27 protein-coding genes are annotated in these 25,898 nt (G+C 40.5%); 4 read left to right on the top strand and 23 right to left on the bottom strand.

Annotation, left to right across the window (positions count from 1 at the left end):
- Nucleotides 1-85 precede the first annotated feature (85 nt).
- From HT697_RS03755 to HT697_RS03745, 3 genes are all read left to right on the top strand, one after another.
- Nucleotides 86-964, top strand: a complete 879-nt coding sequence (locus HT697_RS03755; RefSeq protein WP_173262190.1) for an Rpn family recombination-promoting nuclease/putative transposase — start codon at nucleotides 86-88, stop codon at nucleotides 962-964.
- 325 nt (nucleotides 965-1,289) lie between these two features.
- Nucleotides 1,290-3,008, top strand: coding sequence for a phospho-sugar mutase (locus HT697_RS03750; protein WP_173262187.1), 1,719 nt, complete (start codon nucleotides 1,290-1,292; stop codon nucleotides 3,006-3,008).
- 110 nt (nucleotides 3,009-3,118) lie between these two features.
- A complete protein-coding gene (locus tag HT697_RS03745; protein WP_173262184.1) occupies nucleotides 3,119-3,466 on the top strand; it encodes a thioredoxin in 348 nt (115 codons plus the stop codon).
- 278 nt (nucleotides 3,467-3,744) lie between these two features.
- Here the strand turns inward: HT697_RS03745 and HT697_RS03740 are convergent, their stop codons facing one another.
- The 6 genes from HT697_RS03740 to HT697_RS03715 all read right to left on the bottom strand — a co-directional run bounded on the left by HT697_RS03740 (nucleotide 3,745) and on the right by HT697_RS03715 (nucleotide 10,499).
- Nucleotides 3,745-4,584 carry an amino acid ABC transporter substrate-binding protein gene (locus HT697_RS03740; protein WP_112444231.1) on the bottom strand — a complete coding sequence of 280 codons (840 nt, stop codon included), beginning with the start codon at nucleotides 4,582-4,584 and terminating at the stop codon, nucleotides 3,745-3,747.
- A 9-nt stretch (nucleotides 4,585-4,593) separates the two neighbouring features.
- Entirely contained in the window at nucleotides 4,594-5,223 is a 630-nt protein-coding gene (locus HT697_RS03735) for an amino acid ABC transporter ATP-binding protein (RefSeq protein WP_173262181.1), read from the bottom strand.
- A 9-nt stretch (nucleotides 5,224-5,232) separates the two neighbouring features.
- Nucleotides 5,233-5,874, bottom strand: a complete 642-nt coding sequence (locus tag HT697_RS03730) for an amino acid ABC transporter permease (protein ID WP_031222863.1) — start codon at nucleotides 5,872-5,874, stop codon at nucleotides 5,233-5,235.
- 145 nt (nucleotides 5,875-6,019) lie between these two features.
- Nucleotides 6,020-7,249, bottom strand: a complete 1,230-nt coding sequence (locus tag HT697_RS03725; RefSeq protein ID WP_173262178.1) for a tetratricopeptide repeat protein — start codon at nucleotides 7,247-7,249, stop codon at nucleotides 6,020-6,022.
- Nucleotides 7,239-8,405, bottom strand: a complete 1,167-nt coding sequence (locus HT697_RS03720; protein WP_173262175.1) for an AI-2E family transporter — start codon at nucleotides 8,403-8,405, stop codon at nucleotides 7,239-7,241. Before HT697_RS03720 ends, HT697_RS03725 begins: the two co-directional genes overlap by 11 nt.
- A gap of 117 nt (nucleotides 8,406-8,522) precedes the next feature.
- Nucleotides 8,523-10,499, bottom strand: coding sequence for a peptide ABC transporter substrate-binding protein (locus HT697_RS03715; protein ID WP_173262172.1), 1,977 nt, complete (start codon nucleotides 10,497-10,499; stop codon nucleotides 8,523-8,525).
- 197 nt (nucleotides 10,500-10,696) lie between these two features.
- Between HT697_RS03715 and HT697_RS03710 the strand changes: the two genes are divergently transcribed.
- Nucleotides 10,697-11,710, top strand: a complete 1,014-nt coding sequence (locus HT697_RS03710) for a lactonase family protein (protein ID WP_173262169.1) — start codon at nucleotides 10,697-10,699, stop codon at nucleotides 11,708-11,710.
- 44 nt (nucleotides 11,711-11,754) lie between these two features.
- Here the strand turns inward: HT697_RS03710 and HT697_RS03705 are convergent, their stop codons facing one another.
- From HT697_RS03705 to HT697_RS03625, 17 genes are all read right to left on the bottom strand, one after another.
- Complete coding sequence (locus tag HT697_RS03705; protein ID WP_000068041.1) at nucleotides 11,755-12,174, bottom strand: F0F1 ATP synthase subunit epsilon; 420 nt, start codon at nucleotides 12,172-12,174, stop codon at nucleotides 11,755-11,757.
- Between the two features lie 10 nt (nucleotides 12,175-12,184).
- Complete coding sequence (atpD, locus tag HT697_RS03700) at nucleotides 12,185-13,591, bottom strand: F0F1 ATP synthase subunit beta (protein WP_000094360.1); 1,407 nt, start codon at nucleotides 13,589-13,591, stop codon at nucleotides 12,185-12,187.
- A gap of 85 nt (nucleotides 13,592-13,676) precedes the next feature.
- Complete coding sequence (locus tag HT697_RS03695; protein ID WP_173213549.1) at nucleotides 13,677-14,555, bottom strand: F0F1 ATP synthase subunit gamma; 879 nt, start codon at nucleotides 14,553-14,555, stop codon at nucleotides 13,677-13,679.
- A gap of 15 nt (nucleotides 14,556-14,570) precedes the next feature.
- Complete coding sequence (gene atpA, locus HT697_RS03690) at nucleotides 14,571-16,076, bottom strand: F0F1 ATP synthase subunit alpha (RefSeq protein ID WP_023942963.1); 1,506 nt, start codon at nucleotides 16,074-16,076, stop codon at nucleotides 14,571-14,573.
- A gap of 14 nt (nucleotides 16,077-16,090) precedes the next feature.
- Complete coding sequence (locus HT697_RS03685) at nucleotides 16,091-16,627, bottom strand: F0F1 ATP synthase subunit delta (protein WP_173213547.1); 537 nt, start codon at nucleotides 16,625-16,627, stop codon at nucleotides 16,091-16,093.
- Complete coding sequence (gene atpF, locus HT697_RS03680; protein ID WP_173218088.1) at nucleotides 16,627-17,121, bottom strand: F0F1 ATP synthase subunit B; 495 nt, start codon at nucleotides 17,119-17,121, stop codon at nucleotides 16,627-16,629. Before atpF ends, HT697_RS03685 begins: the two co-directional genes overlap by 1 nt.
- A 13-nt stretch (nucleotides 17,122-17,134) precedes the next feature.
- The gene (gene atpB, locus HT697_RS03675) at nucleotides 17,135-17,851 is read right to left on the bottom strand and encodes a F0F1 ATP synthase subunit A (RefSeq protein ID WP_000392851.1); all 717 of its coding nucleotides are present in this window, start codon (nucleotides 17,849-17,851) and stop codon (nucleotides 17,135-17,137) included.
- Between the two features lie 34 nt (nucleotides 17,852-17,885).
- Complete coding sequence (locus tag HT697_RS03670; protein ID WP_001054562.1) at nucleotides 17,886-18,086, bottom strand: F0F1 ATP synthase subunit C; 201 nt, start codon at nucleotides 18,084-18,086, stop codon at nucleotides 17,886-17,888.
- A gap of 255 nt (nucleotides 18,087-18,341) precedes the next feature.
- Nucleotides 18,342-18,500, bottom strand: a complete 159-nt coding sequence (locus tag HT697_RS03665) for a hypothetical protein (protein ID WP_173218090.1) — start codon at nucleotides 18,498-18,500, stop codon at nucleotides 18,342-18,344.
- A 45-nt stretch (nucleotides 18,501-18,545) separates the two neighbouring features.
- A complete protein-coding gene (locus HT697_RS03660) occupies nucleotides 18,546-18,956 on the bottom strand; it encodes a GNAT family N-acetyltransferase (protein WP_173218092.1) in 411 nt (136 codons plus the stop codon).
- A 100-nt stretch (nucleotides 18,957-19,056) separates the two neighbouring features.
- The gene (locus HT697_RS03655; protein ID WP_173262165.1) at nucleotides 19,057-20,418 is read right to left on the bottom strand and encodes an amino acid permease; all 1,362 of its coding nucleotides are present in this window, start codon (nucleotides 20,416-20,418) and stop codon (nucleotides 19,057-19,059) included.
- An 81-nt stretch (nucleotides 20,419-20,499) separates the two neighbouring features.
- Nucleotides 20,500-20,982, bottom strand: a complete 483-nt coding sequence (gene greA / locus HT697_RS03650) for a transcription elongation factor GreA (RefSeq protein ID WP_000818760.1) — start codon at nucleotides 20,980-20,982, stop codon at nucleotides 20,500-20,502.
- A gap of 61 nt (nucleotides 20,983-21,043) precedes the next feature.
- Nucleotides 21,044-22,708 carry an endolytic transglycosylase MltG gene (mltG, locus tag HT697_RS03645; protein WP_173262163.1) on the bottom strand — a complete coding sequence of 555 codons (1,665 nt, stop codon included), beginning with the start codon at nucleotides 22,706-22,708 and terminating at the stop codon, nucleotides 21,044-21,046.
- 170 nt (nucleotides 22,709-22,878) lie between these two features.
- Nucleotides 22,879-23,427 carry an N-acetyltransferase gene (locus tag HT697_RS03640; RefSeq protein ID WP_240149832.1) on the bottom strand — a complete coding sequence of 183 codons (549 nt, stop codon included), beginning with the start codon at nucleotides 23,425-23,427 and terminating at the stop codon, nucleotides 22,879-22,881.
- Nucleotides 23,403-23,885 (bottom strand): GNAT family N-acetyltransferase, encoded by a 483-nt coding sequence (locus tag HT697_RS03635; protein WP_173262161.1) that lies wholly within the window; start codon nucleotides 23,883-23,885, stop codon nucleotides 23,403-23,405. Before HT697_RS03635 ends, HT697_RS03640 begins: the two co-directional genes overlap by 25 nt.
- Before the next feature lie 9 nt (nucleotides 23,886-23,894).
- Entirely contained in the window at nucleotides 23,895-25,229 is a 1,335-nt protein-coding gene (murC, locus tag HT697_RS03630; RefSeq protein WP_173262159.1) for a UDP-N-acetylmuramate--L-alanine ligase, read from the bottom strand.
- A 10-nt stretch (nucleotides 25,230-25,239) separates the two neighbouring features.
- Nucleotides 25,240-25,857 (bottom strand): cystathionine gamma-synthase, encoded by a 618-nt coding sequence (locus HT697_RS03625; protein ID WP_173262157.1) that lies wholly within the window; start codon nucleotides 25,855-25,857, stop codon nucleotides 25,240-25,242.
- Between the last annotated feature and the right edge of the window lie 41 nt (nucleotides 25,858-25,898).

Genomic DNA, 25,898 nt, shown 5'->3' with positions numbered 1-25,898 from the left:
CCCTTTCTTTTCCGAATAAATAGATAGAAGCATCGAATCTAGTAAATTAGATTAAAAAATGTGCTATAATGAAAGGAGAAGAAATATGACTGTACGTCATCCGGGCATCAGCCCAACTAACGATTTGGTTGCTAAGAAAATCTTTAGCAATCCAGAAATCACTTGTCAATTTATTCGCGATATGCTGGACTTGCCAACCAAAAATGTAACCATTTTGGAGGGGAGCAATATTCACGTCTTGCCTTCCATGCCCTACTCGGCGCAGGATTTCTATACCAGTATAGACGTTTTAGCTGAACTAGACAATGGCACTCAAGTTATCATTGAGATTCAAGTCCATCATCAGAATTTTTTCATCAATCGCCTGTGGGCTTACCTGTGCAGTCAGGTCAATCAAAATCTTGAAAAAATTCGCCAGCGTGAAGGTGACACACACCAGAGCTATAAACACATCGCACCAGTATACGCTATCGCAATCGTGGACAGCAATTACTTTTCAGATGACCTAGCTTTTCATAGCTTTAGTATGCGAGAGGATACGACAGGTGAAGTTTTAACCATCACCAATAACGGACAAGAAAACCATTTGGTTAAGATGGCGTTCTTAGAACTAAAAAAATACAGAGAAACCAGCAAAGACGAGGTTCGCAAGCCATGGTTGGAGTTTTTTGGTAACAAACCCTTTACCCAAGAACCCGAGCGAGCCATCAGCCAAGCAGACCAACTGCTGGACTATAAAAGCTGGTCCGAGGAGGACAGGAAAATGTTTAGTCAACTACGTATGCGCGAAGAACAAGCCTTGTTAGCACAGGACTATGCCTTGGAAACAGCTAGGGCGGAAGGTGGTTTTGTTATGTTAGCAAATCTAGTTCGCCAAAGTCTTCTGACTTCTGAGGTAGCCAGCCATCAGCTGGGTATGTCAGTATCTGAGTTTGAATCCTTGCTGGAAGATTATCACCAATAACGGTCAAGAAAACCATCTGGTCAAGCTGGTATTCTTAGAACTAAACATCTAGTCACAGATTACTCCAAACACTGTTTTGAGGTTGTGTATAAAGAGGCTGGGTAAAAGTCTTCTCATAATAAAACGTTTGGTATCAATGTTTTATTATGAGAAGACTTACTTTTTTTACTGAAATTCAATTTTTTCTAGCCTCAACATCATATAAACCCAAAATTCAATCTGATCTGGTTTGAAGAGATTTTAGAAGCAGATAAGGTTTTACTAAAACTAAAAAAAATGATATAATCAAACTGATTAAATGTTTTAAAAATAAAGGAGAATGTTAATGTCTTACCAAGAAAATTACCAGAAATGGGTTGATTTTGCGGAGCTTCCTGACTACCTTTGTCAAGATTTAGAAAATATGGACGAAAAAACTAAGGAAGATGCCTTCTATACAAATCTTGAATTTGGTACTGCAGGGATGCGTGGCTTGATTGGTGCTGGTACAAACCGTATCAACATCTACGTTGTTCGCCAAGCTACTGAGGGATTGGCTCGTTTGATTGAGTCAAAAGGTGGAAACGAAAAAGAACGCGGTGTCGCAATCGCCTACGATAGCCGTCACTTCTCACCAGAGTTTGCCTTTGAATCTGCGGCAGTTCTTGCTAAACACGGCATCAAATCTTACGTATTTGAAAGCCTTCGTCCAACTCCAGAACTATCATTTGCGGTTCGTCACCTCAACTGTTTCGCAGGTATCATGGTCACAGCCAGCCACAACCCTGCACCATTTAACGGTTACAAGGTTTACGGTGAAGACGGTGGACAAATGCCTCCACACGACGCAGACGCTTTGACTACTTATATCCGCGCAATCGAAAACCCATTTGCGGTAGAAGTTGCTGATGTGGAAGCCGAAAAAGCTTCTGGCTTGATTGAAGTCATCGGCGAAGCTGTTGACGTAGAATACCTTAAAGAAGTTAAGGACGTAAACATCAACCCAGCCTTGATTGAAGAATTTGGTAAAGACATGAAAATTGTCTACACACCACTTCATGGTACTGGGGAAATGTTGGCTCGTCGTGCTCTTGCCCAAGCAGGATTTGACTCTGTTCAAGTCGTTGAAGCGCAAGCAACTGCTGACCCAGACTTCTCAACTGTAAAATCTCCAAACCCTGAAAGCCAAGCAGCCTTTGCCCTTGCTGAAGAACTTGGTCGTCAAGTTGGTGCAGACGTTCTTGTGGCAACTGACCCTGACGCTGACCGTGTTGGTGTGGAAGTTCTTCAAAAAGATGGTAGCTACCTCAACCTTTCAGGTAACCAAATCGGTGCTATCATGGCTAAATACATCTTGGAAGCCCACAAAAACGCTGGAACTCTTCCTGAAAATGCAGCCCTATGTAAATCTATCGTATCAACTGACTTGGTAACGAAGATTGCTGAAAGCTACGGCGCAACCATGTTCAACGTTCTGACTGGTTTCAAATTCATCGCTGAAAAAATCCAAGAATTCGAAGAAAAACACAACCACACTTACATGATGGGATTTGAAGAAAGCTTCGGTTACTTGATTAAACCATTCGTACGTGATAAAGATGCTATCCAAGCTGTTCTTGTCGTTGCTGAACTTGCTGCCTACTACCGTTCACGTGGTTTGACCCTTGCTGACGGTATCGAAGAAATCTACAAAGAGTACGGCTACTACGCAGAAAAGACAATCTCTGTTACCCTTTCAGGTGTCGATGGTGCAGAACAAATCAAAGCGATTATGGCTAAATTCCGTAACAATGCTCCAAAAGAATGGAACGCAACAGCTATCACTATCGTAGAAGACTTCAAAGCTCAAACAGCTACTGCTGCTGACGGTACTGTTACAAACTTAACAACTCCTCCAAGTGATGTATTGAAATACACACTTGCTGACGGTTCATGGATTGCCGTTCGCCCTTCAGGTACAGAACCAAAAATCAAGTTCTACATTGCAGTTGTAGGGGAAACCAACGAAGAATCACAAGCTAAGATTGCTAACATCGAAGCAGAAATCAATGCATTTGTAAAATAAAGACCTATAAAAGATGAGACCAACCAACCTCATCTTTTTTCGTATCAAATCTAAGCAATTTTAGAAACTTTATGGCATACTAGACTTATCAATGAAAGCGAGGTAATCTCATGGAACAATTTTTAGATAACATCAAAGACCTTGAAATCACTACAGTAGCGCGTGCGCAAGAAGCTCTTGATAAAAAAGAAACTGCAACCTTCTTTATCGGTCGCAAAACTTGCCCTTACTGCCGTAAATTTGCAGGTACATTGTCAGGTGTCGTAGCTGAAACCAAAGCTCACATCTACTTCATCAACAGTGAAGAACCAAGCCAACTCAATGAGTTACAAGCATTCCGCTCACGCTATGGAATCCCAACTGTACCAGGCTTTGTTCACGTTGCAGATGGACAAATCAACGTCCGTTGCGACTCTTCAATGTCAGCACAAGAAATCAAAGATTTCGCAGGATTGTAAAAAATCAGCTAACAAGTCTTAAAATCACAAAAACGCATAATATAAGGTGCCAGAAAACCTTGATATTATGCGTTTTGTTGTTCCTAAAACAGTTGCATCAGCATTTCATTACAGAACATTTTAATTTTGTAAGTCAAATCAATTTTTAACAATGGTTTAGAAATCACAATGGGCTATTCCATATTCAATTATGCAAATTCAATCGCTATTATCGTTTTCCTAGATTACAAAAAACTGCGTTTTGCTAATCAAAACGCAGTCTCAGCCACTATTTTATCTTACTGTCCTTCTTTTACTTCTTTGGTTGCTACATCTTCTCCAAACCATTTTTGGCTGATTTCTTGGAACTTGCCTTCTTGGTAAAGTTGAACAAAGGCTTGATTTAAAGCTTGCAGCAATCTCTTGTCTGCTGGTCTAACTCCGACTGCAAAAGATTCACTTTCAAATCCTGCTGAAAAGACATTGTAGTCATTTAATATACCTTCAGACTGGAGATAGTAATTAGCATACACTCGGTCAATTAACAGAGCATCAATCCGGTCATTTTTCAAATCAATCAAGGCCTCATTAAAACTCTGGTACTGATTAGCCTTCTGGTCTTTGACACGATTTTTCAGTAAATCTGGCTGGGCTTCAAACTCTAAATAACCAGAGGAACCGGCTTGGGCTCCCAAAATCTTATCCTTCATATCCTCTACTGAATGAATTTTCTGGCTTTTCTTCGCAACCAGAACTTGCTGATTTTCCATATATGGAATGCTAAAGGCAACCTTCTCTCGGCGTTCATCAGTGGCAGAATAGCCATTCCAGATGGCATCTATAGTTCCATTTTGCAGTTCCGTCTCCTTCATATCCCAGTCAATTGGCTGAAATTCCACCTTAAAACCTAATTTTTCAGAAACTGCTTGTGCTAAGTCAATATCAAAGCCCGTATATTGGCCATTCTTTTCTTCAAAACCCATGGGTACAAAGGTATTGTCAAAACCAATGGTTATACTGCCTTGCTCTTGATACTTATTCCAGTTATCTTGCTTTGGATCGCTCGCCTTCTGAGTACAAGCTGTTAAAAAGAGAGTCAGGAGAGAAACCAATACTAAAACAACTTTCTTATTAGTCATCTACACCTCCTACTTAGGCTCAACCTTAAGAATCTGATCTGCGATATTTTCCGCAAACTGCAAATCATGGGTTACCACAATCTGGGTCATCCCAAGTTCCCTATTTTGCAAGATCAGTTTTTCTACTTCCAAGCGCAATTCTGGATCCAGAGCAGAAGTTGGTTCATCGTAGCCAATGATTTCTGGGTCAATCATCATAGCACGCGCCAAAGCCACCCGCTGCTTTTGCCCACCAGATAATGAAAATGGATAAGCGTCTGCATGCCCTGCCAGTCCTAACTGTTCCAAGAGTCCACTCGCCTTCTTCTCAGCTTCTTCCTGCTTCATCCCCATGGTCTTCACAGGCGATAAAGTCAAATTGTCCAGAACTGATAAATGAGGGAACAGTTGAAAATCTTGGAAGACAAATCCCAGTAGGTTTCTCTTCTGCAATTCATCCAGCTCTAAAGGTTGTCCATTATAAAAGATTTGCCCTGAATCAATGGTTTCAAGACCCGCAAGCATACGTAAGAGGGTCGTCTTACCTCCACCAGAAGGTCCAACGATAGCCAGGATTTGCTTTTCAGGAATACTTAGACTGAAATTAGACAGGATTTGTTTGTCTCCAAATTTCTTATTGATATTTCGTAATTCTAACATGGCAGCCTCCTATCTATAATAACTGTACTTCTTCTCAACTTTTTTGGAAATAATTGTCACAATCCCAATCAAAATCAAGTAAATGGCTCCTGCCAAGAACATGGGAACCAGACTGGCGTCACGGTTGGCAGCTGTTCGACTAGCCAAGATAAGGTCTGAAATTCCAAGAGCATAGACCAAAGAAGTATCCTTGACCAAACTCATAACTTCATTAAAGACACTAGGAAGAACGATCTTGGTCACTTGGGGCAAGATAATATAGCGCACTGTGGCAAAGGGACTAAACTTCAAGACTTTGGCTGCCTCATACTGTCCTCTTGGAATAGTGTCAATTCCCCCACGGAAAATTTCTGCAAAGTAAGCTGCATAGTTGAGAACAAAGGCAATAATGGCAGCAGGAAGGCGATCTAAACGAATCCCAATACTTGGGAGCACATAATAAATAAAAATCAATTGCAAGAGCAAGGGGGTGCCACGCATAACCCAGATGTAAATGTTAATCAGATAATGGAGGGGCTTCCAATGGACTTGCAAGGCAAAGGCAATCAAAACGCCCAAAGGAATCGAAAATAGCAAGACCAGTGCAAAGACCTGTACAGTCGTGCTCGCACCATTCAGTAAACTCGGTAATATCTCAAATAAATAAGACATACTGCACCTCCTAAAAGTAATTGTTCCTATTATAGCATGAATAAACAAAATAACCAACCATTTTTGCAAAAAAATTCTATCATATACAAATAAAAACCGTAGCTATCAAAAGAGATAAACTACAGTTCTATATGTTTAAATATTCTTACAATCTCTCAAACAGTTCTTGCATTTGCACATCATCTGGAACCAGTTTTAAGTAAGCGTGAGCATGGACTTTGGCTTCTTCAAAATAGCCTAATTCACGCAAGAGATAGATATAGTGTTCCAGAAACTCTGGATTGTCCTTCAAATCTCCTACTAACTCTTGGTAATGCTCATAGGCAGTATCCAAATCGTCCATTTCTTGATAGGAACGAGCAATCATCCATTTGGTCAAGAGATTTTCTAGCTCCTCACTTTGCAAGTCTATAATATCCTCATAACGCTCCTGCTCCAGATAAATAGTGGCTAAACGAAGCAAGATTTCTTCTGTATCCTCAGCGTCTTCTTTTGCAGCAAGAAGATAATTTTCTGCACCACTAGCATCATGCAATTCATAAGAGAATTGCGAAGCAGCTAGCAAGAGGCGAATTTCAAAGGGATTTTTCTCTAAGCCTTGCTTAGCGATACGCAGGGCTTCTTGAACTTGATGTTCCTTATGTAAGGCCTGGCTATAACCATATTCATAGCCTTCAAAGTCAGGAGAAATGGTATCAAGCTGCTTAAAGTAGAGGACGGCCTTTTGGTATTCTTCTCGATCAAAGTAAAGACTAGCCAACTCAAAAGCTGTTAGGTCATCGTATTCTAACTCCAGAGCTTTTTCTAAAAACTCTGTGGCCGTTTCAAATTTCCCTAACTGGGCATAGGCAAAGCCAATCCGTTGATAGGTAGAAATGCCTGTTTGCTCATAAATCGAGCGATTATCTAACTGGGCATAGCCTTGAATGGCCTCTTGGTAATTTTCCAACTCACTATCCAACTCTGCTAAGCCCAATATCAAGAGAGGATCTTCTGAGTAAGTCAAGGCCTCCAATAATTTCTCACGCGCCACATCTGTCAAACCTTCCATCTGGTAAAGGTCTGCCTTCAGAGCCAAAGACGAGACATACCAGTCACTGTCAACTTGGATTTCCTCAAGGTAAGAGAAGGCTTCTTCGATTTGACCATCCTCGCTAGCAATTGCAGCTAGATTAAGATGAACCTCTGGAAAATCCTCTACAATTTTCAGGTAAATTTCCTTGGCCTGAGGATAGAAACCAATCCCTTCAAGATAAGTTGCCAACTCATACAGAAGATCACTTGAATCATTTTCTAAAGCTTCGGCGAAATAATGCTCAGCCTTGGCTAAATCTTGCTCTTCCAAAGCCTGTAACATCTGTTGACTATTGTTCACTTTTGACTTCCTCGCCCTCTACTTCATATAGACCACTGACTACCTTATACCATTCGAAAATGGCTGAAATGACAACCTTAGCAGAGGCATAAACCGGAATACCAAGTAAAACTCCCCAGATACCAAACATAGATCCTGAAGTTAACAAAACAAAGAGAACATTAATGGGATGGATATTTAATTGGCTTCCCAAAATCAGTGGCGAAACAAAACGGCCTTCAATAGTTTGCTCCACGATAAAGACAATCACTACTTTTAAAAGCATGACTGGACCAGCAATCAAGCCCAATACTAGGGCAGGAAGCATGGCTAGGAAGCTACCAAGATAAGGAACCAGATTTAAAATACCAGCAGTAACACCCAGCGTAACCGCATAGCGTAGACCAATAATCTTGAAGAAGATCATAAACATTACTGCTACAATAATAGCCACTGTCACTTGCCCCCGAACATAGTTGGACAACTGTTGATTCACATCTGATAAAACTTGTCCTACAGGTTCTTTCAATTTTCTTGGCATGAATTGGGTCAAATAGTTACGCAGGCCTTTCCCATCACGCAAGAGATAAAAGAGCATGAAAGGAACGATAATCAAGGCAACAATCACTTGAGAAGCTCCGCTAATAAAGGCACTCACCCAGTTGACTGCCTGAGATGAAACTTTACTTGCCCAAACTGTAGCCTGACTAGAGAAGTTTGTCAAAACTTGCTCTAACTGAGGTCTGAAATCATCTGGCAGGTGCTGGGCTACCAATCCATTAACAATCCTATCTATATCTTCTAAGTAAACAGGAACGTTTCTTGCAAAGGTCAAAACCTGACGTTGCAGATTTGGAATGGCGACTGCCAAGCCCCAAATGATAAAGAGAGCGATGATGACAAAGACAATAGTGATAGCTATAACACGATTAACCTTATGCTTCTCCATCCAATCAACAATAGGATTCAGTAAATAGTATAGTAAACCAGACAGAATGACTGGCAACATCACAACTGCTAAAAAGTCTAAAACAGGTGAAAATAGAAAACTAATCTTACTTAAAATAAAAAGATTGAGTCCCAATAATAAGGTTACTAAAAATACCGTAATGGCCTTGTTATCTAAAAACCACTTAAAAAACCAAGATAGGCTAAAATGTTTCTCTTTTGGCTCCATAAATACTTCCTTTCTATCGTTCTCTCATTATACCATTTTTAAATCAAAATAACTCTTTTTTAAAGTGCTTACATGGAGACAGCGACATAAAAAATCTCCTCAAAAGAGGAGATTCAATTATTCTTGAATATGACGGTCTAAGTTCTTCTGATAATCAGCATTTGATTTGGCTTTTTCATCAGCAAATTTCTTGCGGAAATCATCCATTTCTTTAGACGTTACAATCTTGTCTTGTAATTTTTGGTACTTGTAGCTGTTTTCACTTGTCTTATCACCTACCCAACCATCTGCACCGCTACCTGGAACTTTCTTCGTTATTAGCATTTGGGCACCATCTGAGTGTACAGGAATAACCAAGGCACTATCTGTTAACCAAGCTTGTGCTTTAGCATATTTAGAATAACGTTTTTGCAGATCTATTTTCTCACCACTAGCATCCGTAATTAACTCTTTAAACTTATCTAAACCAACAGCTTTGATTGCCGGATTATCTGTACCTGGTGCTACACCAAGTGCTCCTAGAAGAGTTGGACCAGATGTTGGATCAAATACATCTAAATAGGTTGATGGATCTGCATAATCCGGACTCCAACCACTATTTACATTGATATCCCAATCAGTATTGTTAGTCGATGTTGCAAATACTGTCATATTTCCCAATTCATCATCAGAAACTTGTTGAATGTCAATCACTATATTTTCAGAGCCTAAGGCTTCCTCAATGGATTGTTTATAAGATTGGGCTTGACGAATAAAATCTGTCTGAGTAGAGGAAACTGGAAGGTCTAAATGAACGGGGAACTGTACTCCATCGGCTTGAAGTGTTTTCTTAGCAACTTCAAATTTAGCTTTAGCCTTGTCTACATTATGAAGTGAATCCTGGGCATCATCAAGACTGACATCTTTCCATACATCATCTAACTTATCCAGTTCTGCCTTAGCTACTTGCCCAAATGACTGCTCTCCAACTTGGACAAATGTTGGAGGGGTAAAACTTGTACGTAATTTACGAGGTGCCACTTCGTCCCCAAATACTTGAGATACTGCAGCCGTACGATCTGCAGCGAAAGACAAGGATTGACGGAAATCTTTATTCAACAAAGCCTTTTTAGTGGATGATTTTTCCGCATCACTTGTTTTAGCAGTATGGTTATAAGCTACACGATCGATATTAGTTGAGATATAGAAAGTTCCGCCTCTTTGTGGCCCATACACAATATTATCCTTGTATTTTTCTTTTAGACGTTCATAATTGGCAGAATTTTTAAAGAGAGGTGCCGCTGGATAATGTCCTTCATCAAAGCCACGTCCAAGAGAATCGGCATCCTGACCATCAAAGAAAGATAATTTAATATCATCAATAAAGACATTTTGCTTGTCCCAATAGTTTTGATTTTTGGTCATCTCAATAGAAGATTTAGATGTCAAGCCCTTGAGGAGATAGGCACCATTATAAAGAATGCTTGTTACATCAGTCGCCTTCCCAAAGTCATCTCCTTTAGAAGCCAAAAAGTCCTCGCTAATTGGGGCAAGAACGCCCATTGTTGTCTTGGAATTCCAAAAAGATTCTGGATGATTCAAAGTGTAAACAACCGTATAATCATCTATCGCTTTTACACCAACAGTAGAGAAATCTGTTGTTTTCCCATTGACATAATCGTCCAAACCTTGAACTGAGTCTTGAACCAGATAAAGAGCCTGTGATTTCTTATCAGCTGCGTGCTTCAGACCAGTTACAAAGTCCTGAGCTTTGACTTCACCATATTCTTCGCCTTCATTAGTATACCATTTGACACCCTGACGGATTTTATAGGTATAGGTCAAACCATCTTTTGAAACAGTCCAATCTTCTGCAACTGATGGAATTAGATTTCCATATTGATCATTTTCTAGTAAACCATCAATAACATTACCTGTAATTTGTTTGGTGCTAGCAGTTCCAGAAACTGTATAATCCAGAGTCGTAGGATCTGTAGAGAAGACATAGGTATAGGTAACAGGTTTAGTAGCATCTTTACCACCTGTTGAACACGCTGCTAGCATAGCCGTCGAGAGTATAGCTACACCAGCTGCTAGAAAAACTCGTTTTTTCATAGTAAGGACTCCTTTAAACATTTTATGAGTTCATTATAGCACTTTTAAGAAGAAAAGTAAGGAAAACAATCTCAATATTATTATGTTTTTCAAAAAACCAATCAATTATTTTTTAAAGTGCTTACATCTAATTGGATGTCTTTAATTGGCTTGTTTTTGTGATATAATAGTCTTATCTTTATTATAGAGGTAGAGTTATGAAAGAAACTGTTTATTTTGGAACTTATACACGTCGTACTTCCCAAGGGATTTACAAGGCTGACTTTGATACAGAAACTGGTCAGCTTTCAAATCTAGAACTTTTTGCAGCTGAGCCAAGTCCAACCTATCTTGCTTTTGACCAGCACCAACACCTATACACTGTTGGTAGTCAAGACGATAAGGGGGGCATTGCAGCCTATCAAACTGACGGGACTGTGTTAAATCATGTCGTTGAGGAGGGGGCTCCCCACTGTTATGTTGCCGTTGATGAAAAGCGTGATTTGGTTTACGCAGCCAACTATCACAAGGGACAGGTCCTTGTTTATAAACGTCAGGAGGATGGGAGTCTTCTACTTAGTGATATGGATCAACACAGTGGCCAAGGTCCACATAAAAATCAAGCTTTCCCCCATGTTCACTATACAGATTTAACACCTGACCACTATCTAGTGACCTGTGATTTGGGTACTGACCAAGTCGTCACTTATGACCTTGATCAAGAAGGGAAACTGTCTAAACTCTATACCTACAATAGTATTCCTGGAGCTGGTTCTCGTCATATCGTTTTCCATAACCACTATAAAATCGCTTATCTGATTTGTGAACTCAATAGTACTATCGAAGTTTTAATCTACGATGGCGTTGGTGAATTTGAACGCATGCAAGTGATTTCAACTTTACCAGAAGCTTACGAAGGCTTTAATGGAACCGCTGCTATTCGTCTCTCTAAAGACGGTAAATACCTCTACGCTTCTAACCGTGGCCATGATTCTATCGCAGTATATACCATCCTTGCGGACGGTAGCTTAGAGTTGCTAGAAATCGTTCCAACACATGGTAAGACTCCGCGAGATTTTGATTTGACACCCGACCAAAAATTTCTCATTGCTGTCCATCAAGACTCTGACAATGCCACTGTCTTTAAACGTAATTGTGACAATGGTCGTCTAGCAGAACTCTCCAACGACTTCCATGTTCCCGAAGCAGTCTGCATCCGTTTTGCTCCTTAAGAAAACATAAAAAATGAACTTGGAATTTTCAAGTTCATTTTTTCTTATAGTCTATTTCCGACATTAATACGGTTAATAGCACGTTGCAGTGCAATCTTCGCACGACGTTCTTGGTCAATCAAGTGTTTGTCTTGTGCTTCTTCAATTGCACGTTCTGCACGAAGTTTGGCACGTTCTGCACGACTGATATCGATATCACGAGCACGTTCTGCAGAGTCAGCGACGATTGTAATCATATCATTGGCAATTTCAATAACGCCACCATTTACTGCAATCCAGTTCACGTGATCTTCATCATCAATACGTTTTACCTTTACTTCATCAACTGCTAAAACCGCAATCATATTTTCATGTCGTGGCAAGATCCCCATCTCACCATCCAGAGTTCGAACCGATACATAGCTGGCATGGTGATCATAGACGAGACCATCTGGTGTCACGATCTGGACAGTTAACTGAGCCATAGATCACCTCTTAAAATCCCATTTTTTCAGCTTTTGCAATCACATCTTCGATAGAACCTACACCACGGAAGGCATCTTCTGGCAAGTGGTCGTATTTACCATCAAGGATTTCCTTAAAGCCACGTACAGTTTCAGCAACTGGAACATAAGAACCTGGCTGACCAGTAAATTGTTCCGCAACGTTGAAGTTTTGTGACAAGAAGAACTGGATACGACGGGCACGAGCCACCAAGGTCTTTTCTTCATCAGAAAGCTCATCCATACCAAGGATAGCAATGATATCTTGCAATTCATGGTAACGTTGAAGGACACGTTTTACTTCTGCAGCAACTGCATAGTGCTCTTCTCCAACGATTTCAGGTGCCAAGGCACGTGAACTTGAAGCAAGTGGGTCAACGGCTGGGTAGATACCCAATTGTACCAACTTACGTTCCAAGTTTGTTGTTGAATCCAAGTGAGCGAAGGCTGTTGCTGGCGCTGGGTCAGTATAGTCATCCGCTGGCACATAGATAGCCTGGATAGAGGTTACAGACCCCTTCTTAGTTGATGTAATACGTTCTTGCAATTGACCCATTTCCGTAGCAAGTGTTGGTTGGTAACCAACGGCTGATGGCATACGACCCAAAAGGGCAGATACTTCTGAACCAGCCTGAGTGAAACGGAAGATATTATCGATAAAGAGAAGCACGTCTTGGCCTTCTACATCACGGAAGTATTCAGCGATTGTCAAACCAGTAAGGGCAACACGCATACGTGCTCCTGGTGGCTCATTCATCTGACCAAATACCATGGCTGTTTTCTCGATAACGCCTGATTCTTTCATTTCCCAGTAAAGGTCGTTCCCCTCACGAGTACGTTCCCCAACACCGGTAAATACTGAAATACCACCATGTTCTTGGGCAATGTTGTGAATCAATTCTTGGATTAAGACGGTTTTACCAACTCCGGCACCACCGAAGAGTCCAACTTTACCACCTTTAAGGTAAGGGGCAAGAAGGTCGATAACCTTAATCCCTGTTTCAAGGATTTCAGAAGAGGTAGACAACTCATCAAAAGTTGGAGCTTTTTTATGAATTGGCTGACGCTCTGCGTCTTCTGTAAAAGGAGCTTCCAAGTCAATGGTATCTCCCAAAACGTTGAAGACACGTCCCAAAGTTTCTTTACCTACTGGTACAGAGATTGGACGACCTGTGTCCAATACTTCCATTCCACGAGTCAAACCATCTGTTGATTCCATGGCGATAGTACGAACCATACCATCTCCCAACTCTAAGGCTACTTCAAGGACGATTTTTGTTTTTCTTTCGTCATTTTTGTAGACGACAAGTGCATTGTTAATCTCAGGAAGTTTTTCCCCTGCTGCAAACAAGACGTCTACAACGGGACCGATAACCTGAGCAATTTTACCTGAACTCATCTCCTTCTCCTATTCTATATAAGATACTGTCGGTTCCTAGCTAAACTAGGTCCTAAGTTCATTTTCATGCGAGCTGGACTAGACCCTATTCTAAGGCACTAGCTCCTGCTACAATTTCTGTAATTTCTTGTGTAATCGCCGCCTGTCTGGCACGGTTATACTGAATTGTCAAATCATTGATGACTTTCTTAGCATTATCTGTCGCTGTTTGCATTGCTGTCATACCAGCAGCATTTTCAGCTGTCTTAGCATCGATAATAGCACCGTAAATCATACTTTCTGCAAATTGAGGCAACAACTGCTCCAAAATTTCTTCTCGGCTGGTTTCCAATTCAAAAGTCAAGCTATATTCTTCATCCGCTTCATTTGGATCCAAATCCACAATTGGGAGCATTTGTTCCACACGCATCTGGCTTGTCAAGGTATTGACATGGTGGTTGTAACAAACATAAAGCTCATCAAAAAGTTCATTTTGGTACATTTCAACAGTTTTTGAAATAATCTTACGAACTTGATCAAAGCTAGGTTGGTCTGCCAAGCCACGTAGTTCATAAAGTGGTTGAATACCACGAGCCTTAAAGAAATCAGCTCCCATTCCACCAATACAGATCATTTCAAAACCTTTACCGTCTGGATGGTATTCTTCCTTCAACTCCATAACGGCTTTTAGAATAGAGGAATTATACCCTCCAACCAAACCGCGATCTGAAGTGATGACGATATAGGCTGTCTTCTTCACAGGACGGCTAATCAACATGGGATTAGTTGAACCACCAGCTCCATTCCCATGAAGAATATCTGTCAAAAGTTTGCGAACCTTCTGAGCGTAAACTTGAAAGTTGCGAGCAGCTTCTTCAGAGCGACCTAGCTTAGCAGCTGATACCATTTGCATGGCATTAGTGATTTGACTCGTATTTTTTGTTGAGGCGATTTTTGTTTTAATATCATTTAGAGATACTGCCATCTGACACCTCTATTCTTATTGGAAGCTAGATTGATTGAGAAACTCTGTAATCGCAGCATCCAAGACTGCTTCTTCTGGCAAGTCTTTTGTATCACGAATGGTTTCCAAAATCTCTGGATGTTGAGCGTCAAAGAAGGCATGGAACTCTTCCTCGAAACGAACAATATCATCTACTGGAACAGTATCCAAGAAACCATGTGTCAAAGCATAAAGAATGGTTACTTGTTTCTCAACAGGCAATGGTTTGTGAACAGGTTGTTTCAAGACTTCAACTGTACGACGTCCACGGTTCAACTTAGCCTGTGTTGCTGCGTCCAAGTCAGAACCAAACTTAGTGAAGGCTTCCAACTCACGGTATGAAGCAAGGTCGATACGAAGTGTACCAGCAACCTTCTTCATGGCTTTGATTTGCGCAGAACCACCTACACGAGATACAGATGAACCCGCATCAATGGCTGGACGAATACCCGCATTGAAAAGACCATCACCAAGGAAGATTTGTCCATCAGTGATTGAAATCACGTTGGTTGCGATATAGGCAGAGATATCTCCCGCTTGTGTCTCGATAAATGGTAGGGCTGTAATTGATCCACCACCAAGTTCATCAGAAACTTTAGCTGAGCGCTCAAGCAAACGGCTGTGAAGGTAGAAAACATCCCCTGGGAAGGCTTCACGACCTGGAGGACGACGAAGCAAGAGTGACAGTTCACGATAAGCTACCGCTTGTTTTGATAAATCATCATAAACAATCAAAACATGCTTGCCTTGGTACATAAATTCTTCCGCCATGGCAACCCCAGCATAAGGAGCTAGGAAGAGCAATGGAGATGGTTGTGAAGCAGAGGCTGTCACAACGATTGTGTAGTCCAAGGCACCGTACTGACGAAGTGTTTCTACTTGCGTACGAACTGTTGATTCTTTTTGTCCAATCGCTACGTAGATACAGATCATATCTTGACCTTTTTGGTTCAAGATTGTATCAATCGCAATGGTTGTTTTCCCTGTCTGACGGTCACCGATAATCAACTCACGTTGACCACGACCAATCGGTACAAGGGCGTCAATAGCTTTCAAACCAGTTTGCAATGGTTCTGATACAGACTTACGTTGCATAACACCAGGAGCTGGTGCTTCTACTGGACGAGTTTTATCAGTGTGGATTTCTCCAAGACCGTCAACTGGACGACCAAGTGGATCCACAACACGACCAATCAGACTTTCACCTACTGGAACTTCCATGATTTTCCCTGTACGGCGGATTGTATCGCCTTCACGGATATCTGTAAAGTCACCTAGGATGATAATACCAACGTCTGTTGACTCCAAGTTTTGAGCCATACCATAAGAGCCGTTTTCAAAGATCAACAACTCTCCACTCATGGCATTTTCAAGGCCGTGAGCACGCGCGATACCGTCCCCGATATAGGTTACAACACCTGTTTCAGTCACATCAAAATTGGGTTTGAAATTTTCAATTTGTTGCTTAATTAAAGCGCTGATTTCTTGTGCGTTAATTGCCAAAAGAACACCACTTTCTATTTCAAATTTTCTTTAACAACTTTAAGTTGTTGTTTAATACTCACATCAATTGTCTTGTGATTGGCAAAAATGACAAAACCACCAATGAGACTTTCATCGATTTGTTCGTTTACACTCCTTACTTTCAGAGACATTTTCTTCTCAATCAAAGGGAGCAAACGACTCTTTTGTTCATCAGTTAGAGGATGAGCAGCAGTAATCGTCACTTCAAATCGATTTGTTTCTTTTTCAAGTCGGTCCAAGCAATCTACAAGCACATCATAAAAAAGATTTACTCTGTGATTGTAGGCCAGAACCTGGATAAAGTTTTGTAATAAAGGTGACACAGAGTCTTGGAAAAAAGCAATTATTTTTTCCTTATCCGACTCGTCTACTGCCACTTGTTTTAAAAAAGAAGGCAGACCTGTTTCTTCAGCAACTTGCTTGATTTGAGTCAAGTCTGAAAAGATACGGTCTTCTTCTCCTTTTTCAAGTACCAATTGGACAAAAGGCATGCTGTATTTTTCAATTACCTTTACTGTTTTCTTGTCCATTAAGCTTCTCCTAGCTGATCGATATACTGATCAATGAGTTCTTTATGGGCATGACCGTCAAGGTTTTGTGAGATGATTTTACCAGCTAGGCTGATGGTCAAATCTGCTACCTCACCCTTAACGCTTTGTAAAGCTTCAGCTTTGTTTTGAGCAATTTCTTGGTTTGCTTTTTCTTTTAAGCGTCCTGCTTCTAGTTTAGCATCTACTAAAATACTAGCCTTACTTTTCTCAGCTGTTTCCTTTGCATTTTCAATGATTGTCTTGGCTTCTTTACGGCTACCATCCAATTCATCTTCACGTTTCTGAGCTAAGGCTTCTGCTTTTTGACGTGCCTGTTCAGCACTGTCAATATCAGTAGCGATTTTTTCAGCTCTTTCTTCGAAAATGCCTGTAATATTAGACCATGCAAATTTTTTAATCAAGACTAGCAAAAGAATAAAAGAGCCAGTGATTAAAATAAAATTACCAATCAATTCACCTACTGTTACGTGCATCAGTTACTCCTTTCTATTCCTCTTCAATATTAATCTTATTCCCTAAATACACAGATGTCAAAAGAGTAAAGACATAAGCTTGGATGCAGGAAATAAAGACAGAAAATGCAGTCCAAGCCAAATTAGCTCCAAAGGCTACTGGATACCAATAAATAGCTTGGTGGGAAAGAAGAAGTAACAAACTCGTCATGACCTCTCCTGCAAAGATATTCCCAAAAATCCGCAAAGCCAAAGATAAGAAGTTTGTAAATTCTTCCAAGATATTCATCGGTATGACAAAAACAGGACTCATAAAAGATTTTATACTTTTTTTAAATCCACGACGACGAACGCTTTCTATATGTGTCAACAAAATGACAAGAAAAGATAAGGTTAAGTCATACTGTAAATTAGCGGTTGGCGAACTCCACCAGTTAGTCCCATCGATCGTTTGAAGCTTTGTCATTAAGCCAAGGTTATTGGCAATCACCATGAAAAGAAATAAACAAAGGAAAAAGAGTGAGTAATCTTTCATGTAGCGCGAACCAATGTTAGGTTCTGTAAATCCAATAACAAAGTCATAGACATACTCAAGTACATTTTGCTTTCCTTTGGGTTTCAAGGTCATATTGCGGCTTGCCCAATAAATAAAGACAAAAATAACTCCCACAATCAACAAGGTCATGGCTAACATAGTCAGATTGAAGATAACAGGACCAATAGAGATGATTGGATTAATACTTTCTTCCATCTAAAATCCTCCCTTTTCTTCTCGTTCCATGTATTTATTTGATAATAAATGAGAAGACAAGAGTTACAAAGAAAGTTCCTTCAATAAAGGCAACACCTAAAAACATCAAACTACGAAACTCAGAAAGCATATCTGGTTGGCGTGCTACTGATTTAAACAGTCCATTCATCAATAAACCTTCACCGACAGATACGCCCATACAGGCAATACATAAGCCTAAAAATGTTAAATTCATAACGAATTCTCCTTTAAAATAAAATTTACTTACTTAGTGTAGTCCTAAAATTTAAATTTGTCAACTTTTTTTGCACATTGGAAGCGTTTAATGAAAATTACTTCTATTTTCTTTCGGATTTCACTCTATTCTGAAAAACTTGTGTATATTTACTGAAGCTAGCAAGTCTTACCTGTAAATTTAATGAAAGCAACACAAAATCCGAGAGGGGAATCTCGGATTAAGGTCAATTTAAAAAGATAGAGAGTGTTAAGTTTAAATATAGGATTTCAAAATATCGACGGCATCGCTTCTTTTCTTAACCTGATAGGACTTGATTCCCAATTTCTCAGCTGCGATTGCATTGTACTCAATATTGCCTAGAAAGACACAATTTGTAGGATTTAACTGGTATTTATCGAGAATCCCCTTCATACTTATGTCAAGAACCCCTCTTTGCCTTATCCTTTCATATTCTCCTTACAAATCTTTTTGGTAATAAAATCTTTTTCCTGTGTAGGGATAGTCTTGCAAAGCAAAGACTTCCTTGTAGCCATGTTTCTGATAAAAATCTGGCGCCTGAAACTGGTAAGTATTAACAAAAGCAAAACGACAGTTTCGATTCTTAGCTTCAGTCTCTACTTGCTGCAATAGTTTTGAACCGATTCCTTGCCCTCGCAGTTCCTCTTTTACAAATAAATACTCGATTTCTAGCCAATTTCCAAAAGTCTCTGCTATCAAGCCTGCCAGAAGATTGCCCTTTTCATCTTCAACATAAAGATTAAGTGGCTCACTTTCAGCCTCTTCTCTTTTTGAACGATTATAAGCACGAATCAAATTCCCAATTTCTTGTGATTTATGGGATTCCTTATTTTCCAATCTAAAGTACATCTAAACCTCCTCAAACACTGTTACAGCTTGATTATAGTCTTATTTCAATAGACTGTCAAACTAGCAAAAACTCACCAACCTGAGTTGATAAGTCTTTAACCTATTTTCTAAATTTCCACTGGCTATAAATCCCGAAACCGATAATCCAGATAGCTGAGCCGATTGCTCCTACAAATGTAGACTCTTGTAAAAAGAGGGTTACAAAGACAAAGGCAAAGAAGAGCATGGTTAAGGGATTTAGGAAACGATAATGGGGCATGAGATAGCCATCCGCCATAAAGTCTTGTGACTTGCGGTATTTAAGGTGAGCCACCATGATCAAGATATAAATGGCAATATAGACACCAGATGATGAAGCCGTAATCAAGGCAAAGGCATCCGAAACTCCTGGCAAGACGTTGATAAAGGCTGCTAGGGCAATCAAAATCGCTGAGGCAATGATGGCATTTTGTGGTACATTGTGGCGAGAAAGAGTATCTGCTTTAATAGCCTTTAGGAAGCGATTTGGCGAATCATGAGCAATCTGGTACAAATGACGACCTGTTGAATAAAGGGTTGAGTTAAGAGCAGAGGCTGCTGAGGTCAAAACGACGAAGTTAATCAAGGCTGCTGCCCACTTGACACCGGCCAATTCAAATACTGTTACAAAAGGAGAATCAGCAGAAGCCAGTTCACGCCACGGAATGATAGCCATGATGGCTAAGAGGGCACCACCGTAGAAAAAGGCGATACGCAAAGGAATTTCCTTAACGGCTTTTGGCAAGACCTGACGTGGATTTTTGGTTTCAGAAGTTGTGACCCCGATAAACTCAATCATGAGGTAGGCAAAGAACACCATCTGGAAGGCCATGACAAAGTTCACTCCACCATTTGGAAAGAGAGAGAAATTATCAGCAATATTGGCTAAACTTGCTACTCCATGAGGTGTCTTAAAGCCTGTCAAGACCATAAAGACTCCTGTCGCAATCATAGCTAAAATAGCCACAATCTTAACCATCGCAAACCAAAACTCAACTTCCCCAAAGAGCTTCACCGCAATCAGATTAACTAAGGCTAGAATGGTCAAAAATCCAATTTCAATCATCCAACTCGGCCAAGTTGGGAACCAAAATTGCACATAATGTGCGATAGCAGTGATTTCCGCCATACCGATAAAGACAACAGATAGCCAGTAAGACCAAACCGAGAAATAACCCCAGCCCTTACCCAAATGGCGCGTGATAAAGTTGATAAAGGTATGTTGCTCAGGATCTTGGTAAAGCATTTCCCCAACAGCACGCATCATGAGGAACATGAAAGCCCCTGTAATCATATAAATCAGTACAATGGAAGGACCTGTCAGGCTAATAGAGCGACCCGCTCCCAAAAAGAGTCCTGTTCCGATTGTTCCCGCAATGGCCATAACCTGCACATGACGATTGGTCAGACCACGCTCCATCTTATTTTTCTTCTTTGAACTCATATAGTCTCCAATTTCAATTCAATTTAAAATGGAAAAAGGAGTGAGTGAAGCGCATCGCCTCCCCACTCCTTTTTTCTGTTTTTAGGCTGTTTTTTCAACCTTCAAGATTTTTACATCATAGCTACCAACAGGTGTTTCAATGGTTGCTGTGTCACCTGTTTTCTTGCCAATCAAGGCTTGTCCAATTGGGCTTTCATTTGAAACTTTACCTGCAAAGGCATCCGCACCAGCTGAACCTACGATAATATAAACTTCTTCTTCGTCCTCACCAATTTCTTGGATGGTGACTGTTTTACCAATCGCTACTTCGTCTTGGGCAACTGCGTCGCTATTGACGATTTCAGCATAGCGGATTTTTGTTTCCAAGCTAGAGATTTGTCCTTCAACAAAGGCTTGTTCATCCTTAGCTGCTTCGTATTCACTATTTTCAGAAAGGTCACCGTATGAACGGGCAATCTTAATGCGTTCTACTACTTCTGGTCGACGAACTAATTTCAATTCTTCTAATTCTTTTTCAAGTTTTTCCTTTTCCTCAAGGGTCATAGGATATGTTTTTTCTGCCATTTTTCTCAACTTTCTTCTGATGATATTTTCTAAAGAAAATTATGTGAAGCATCACATAATTTTAGTTTGTTTGGTTTAATTTGCTGTTGACATGTTCAGCAACATTGCGATCGTGGTCTTCTTGATTGTTAGCATAGTAGACCTTGCCATCTGTGACATCTGCTACAAAGTAGAGGTTATCGCTCTTAGTTTGATTGATGCTTGACTCAATCGCATCCAGACTTGGACTATCGACTGGACCAGGCATGAGACCTACATTTTTATAAACATTATAAGGTGAATCAATGTTGGTATCAATCGCAACATCCTCAGCTAGGCTGATATTTTGCCCCAGTTTTCCTTGGGCATACAAGATTGCAATATTACTTTGAAGTGGCATATCACGATTCAAACGATTGTAGAATACACCTGCAATGAGCTTACGATCTTCTGTCTTGGCACCTTCTTTTTCGACCAAGGAAGCAATGGTCAACAACTCATTGACAGTCAAGTTTTTAGATTTGATCGTACTATAGTAAGGAGATAGGTTCTTATCCATAGCCGCCAACATCTCATCAATCAAGCTTTCAATAGTTGTGCTTTCCTTGATAGAGTAAGTAGCTGGGAAAAGGTATCCTTCCAAACGATAACGCGCACCGCTGTCTTTTGCAGGCAAACTTTCCAATAAAGTAGGATATTTGGCAACTTCTTGACTGATAAAGTTCTCATCTTGAACTTTTGCTAGGAAAGCCTCCGCTGTCAAAGGCTCTTTGAAGTCACCTTGCAATTGACCTACCGCTTGTGCAATTTGATCAATCGTATAACCTTCTGGAATTGTCAAAGTCGCAAGGACAGGTTCTTGTGGTTCATCTGTTCCACCTTTTTGCAACTCTTTGAGTAAGTCTTCTGTACTCATACTCTTTTGCAAATTGTAGTAACCTGCTTTCAAATCGGTATAATTTTTATACTTGGCATAAAAGCTAAAAATCAGACCATGCTTTACCAAACCAGCTTTTTCAAGCGTCGTACCGATTTCTTGAACGTTTGAACCTTCTGGAATTCCAACCGTCACATATTTCTTAGAATTAGCATCGATAGGTAATAAAGAATCTAGCACGTACTGGTAACCAAAGTAACCACCTGCTGAGAGCAAGGCAAGGAATACAAGGAATGAAATCACAAAAGCTTTCACATGTGACTTCTTCTCTTTCTTAGGCTTAACGGGTTTTGCTCCTTCTCTGCGGCTACGACGTGGTGTATCGCTGATGATATCCACTGTTTCTGTAGCAGGCGTAGGTGTTTCTGAACCTGCTTGTTCTGCTTTTTTCTCTGCCGTCTTATAGGAAACAGCTACCCTTGTTGGGGTTTCATTGTATTCTCTTTCAAGTTTCTTAGGTCTAACAGGACCTGGACCTGGTCTTGATCCACTTTCTTCCGCTGGAGAAGAAGGTACATCTTGACTTGGATGACTTGGAACACCAGGAGTTTCTCTTTGAATCTCATCTGCTGGAGAAGCTGGTACATCTTGACTTGGGTGAGTCGGCACGGTAGGAGCTTTTCTCATAATCTCCTCTACCGTTGACAAGGAATCAGCCATGAGTTCTTCAGCTGAAGGTTCATTTGCAGGAGTGCGAACTACTGCCTCATCTTCTTTCAGAACTTCATCATAGCCTTTTACTTTTTCTAAATCTCTCAGAATCTGCTCTTTAAAGCTTAATTTCTCTTCTTCTCTTGACTTTTCACTCAAAAGTTTTTCCTCCTTGTTGACAATCCATAATATTATATCTTAAAAGTCCAAGAAAAGCAACCTATGATACTTTTCCTAGCTTATTTTTTATATTCAATGAAAATCAAAGAGCAAACTAGCCGCAGGTTGCTCAAAACACTGTTTTGAGGTTGTAGATAAGACTGACGAAGTCAGTCACATATATACGGTAAGGCGACGCTGACGTGGTTTGAATTTGATTTTCGAAGAGTATTAGCTTCCCAGACCATATCATACCAAGTTTCACCTGCAAAGGTTGACTGGGACAGGCCTTCATTGACAAATCCGTGTTTTTCATAGTAGGCGATGAGATAGTCATGACAGGTTAGGTTAATGCCTTCTCTCTTATCCTCAAGAGCAACTTCTTTCAAGGCTGTTAGCAATTTTTGACCCAGTCCTAGTCCCTGTGCCTCCTTGGCAATAGAGAGACAGGTCACAGAGATATAACCACCAGGCTCATGACTATAGTCTTTTATTTCTTCTGTAAAAGACTGATCTTGCAGATAACGATGGGGACCAACTGGCCCTTCAATATAACCCATGATTCTCCCCTCTTTTTCTGCAACCAGAAACGAGGTCTGAATTTCTCGCAAATGCGATTCAAAAACAGAATGAGGAATGGCTTCTTCAACCGAGAAATTTTCTAGTTCAATCTCAACGATACGATCTAAATCTTCTAATCTTGCTTTCCTAATTTCCATTGTGCCTCCAGATAAAAGGGATTAAACCAAATCATACTAAAACCTTGACTAGCTACATAAAGCGAAGTTTCTTCATCAATAAAACCGTTCATTTCAAAATAGGAAAGCAGCTCATCAGGATTCTCCAAACGAATCCCTTTGTAATCCAGCTCAACTGCCATCTCTTTCAAGGCTGCAAGAAGAAGTGTTCCCAAGCCCTGTCTCTGATGGTCAGCCTCGATGACCAAAGAATGTATTTTTAGACATTGCGGATTGTCTGACTGGGGACTTGATAGAATATAGCCTAAAAGTTGGTTTTCATCCCTAGCTAGAAGAAAGGTATCCGCACACTTACGGATACTTTCTTCTAAAATATGGGAAGGTTGCTGCTTTTCAGCTGGAAAAGACGAGGCCTGAAGTGCCTCTATCTCAGCCAAATCAGACTTGCTTGCCTGAATAATCTTAATTGGAATTTCCATAAGAATATCCTACTGAACATTGCTTGTCAAGTTTGACAAGAGACGCTCAAATGAGTATTCATAGGTTTGGATATCTCCTGCTCCCATAAAGACATAGACAGCATTGTCGTGATCTAGGAGGGGAGAAACATTTTCAACAGTGATCACTTGGTGTTTCTTATTGATTTTATTGGCTAGGTCTTCTACCTTAACATCACCATGGTCTACTTCACGCGCAGATCCATAGATTTGCGCTAGGTAAACAGCATCTGCTTGGTTTAAAGCATGAGCAAAGTCATCTAACAAGGCAATGGTTCTTGTAAAGGTATGCGGTTGGAAGACCGCTACAATTTCCTTGCTTGGGTATTTCTGACGAGCCGCATCCAAGGTCGCAATAATTTCTGTTGGATGGTGGGCAAAGTCATCGATAATCACTGTGTCATTGACAATTTTCTCAGTGAAACGACGCTTAACACCGGCAAATGTTTTCAAGTGCTCACGCACCAAGTTCAAATCAAATCCTGCTGTGTAAAGAAGACCAATAACGGCTGTCGCATTCATGATATTGTGACGACCAAAGGTTGGAATGTGGAATTGCCCCAAGTCTTGTCCACGGAAATGAACTGTGAAGGTTGAACCAGTTGTTGAACGAAGAAGATCACTAGCTACAAAGTCATTACCTTCTGCTTCAAAACCATAATAATAAATTGGTGCATCAGACGTAATCTTACGCAATTCAGCATCTTCACCATAGACAAAAAGACCCTTGGTAATTTGTTTGGCATAGTCGTTAAAGGCATTGAAAACATCCTCGAGACTTGTGAAATAGTCTGGATGGTCAAAGTCAATGTTGGTGATAATAGAGTATTCTGGGTGGTAAGGCATGAAGTGACGCTCATATTCGTCAGATTCAAAGACAAAATATTTGGCATTGGCCGAACCACGACCTGTTCCATCTCCAATCAAAAAGCTGGTGTCTGTGATGTGAGACAAGACGTGAGACAACATACCTGTCGTTGAAGTTTTTCCGTGCGCTCCAGCTACTCCCATGCTGACAAAGTCACGCATAAAGCTACCTAGAAATTCATGATAACGTTTGTAGCTGATACCATTTTGGTCTGCATAGGCAATTTCGACGTTGTTATCTGGACGAAAGGCATTTCCAGCGATAATTTCCATATCACCGTCTAGATTCTTTTCATCAAAAGGAAGAATGGTGATGCCTGCCTGCTCAAGACCACGTTGAGTAAAGTAGTACTTTTCAACATCTGATCCTTGAACCTTGTGCCCCATTTGGTGCAACATCAAGGCCAAGGCACTCATCCCTGATCCCTTAATTCCGATAAAATGATATGTCTTTGGCATGTTTTCTCCCCTATTCTGTAATTCTGGTCAGATTCAACTCTTGGGCAACCCGACGTTCTTGTTCTGTTTGTTTACTTTTTTTATTGTAGATTTGGCTCTTCTTTAGAAAATCATAGTTGTTTTTCTTTGGAGCAGGTGCTACCACTTCTTCATTCTTGGTAGGGATAGAATGAACTTCTTCCGCCAAGATATAATGAGACTGGGTCAATTTTTGGCTATATTTGACAAATTCACCAGGGTTTTCCTTTTGGAAAGGAGCTGTCGGTTGGTTACCCTGTCTAAGAAGGCCTGATTTAGAATGACGTCTCGCACGGCTGAAATCCTGAGTTAGATAGTTAGCAGAGCGTTTCTTTTTCAAGTCTGCACGCGCTTCTTCACGCGCCACCTCTGCATAGCTCTTTCCTTCTTTTTTAACCCCTAAAGGAGCCTTTTTAGGTTTCTCTACTTGCTTTTCAATCGTTTTTACTGGTGCCTCTTCAGTAATAGGAGCCCATTCTAAATAATTTTTATCCCGATACTCACCTTTGATATTACTGATCAGATCAGACTCATCGTACAAGTTCATGACTGGCATTTCAGTCAGCATGACCTCGTCATCTGACACCAATGGAAATCGTTCTTGTTTCATTTTCTATTTCCTTTCAACACTTCATTATAGCGTATTGTCTT

The organism is Streptococcus sp. 1621 (assembly GCF_013276615.1).
Taxonomy (GTDB): domain Bacteria; phylum Bacillota; class Bacilli; order Lactobacillales; family Streptococcaceae; genus Streptococcus.
Note: the sequence above shows the minus strand (reverse complement) of the source record. Positions and strands in the feature narration are given on the sequence as shown.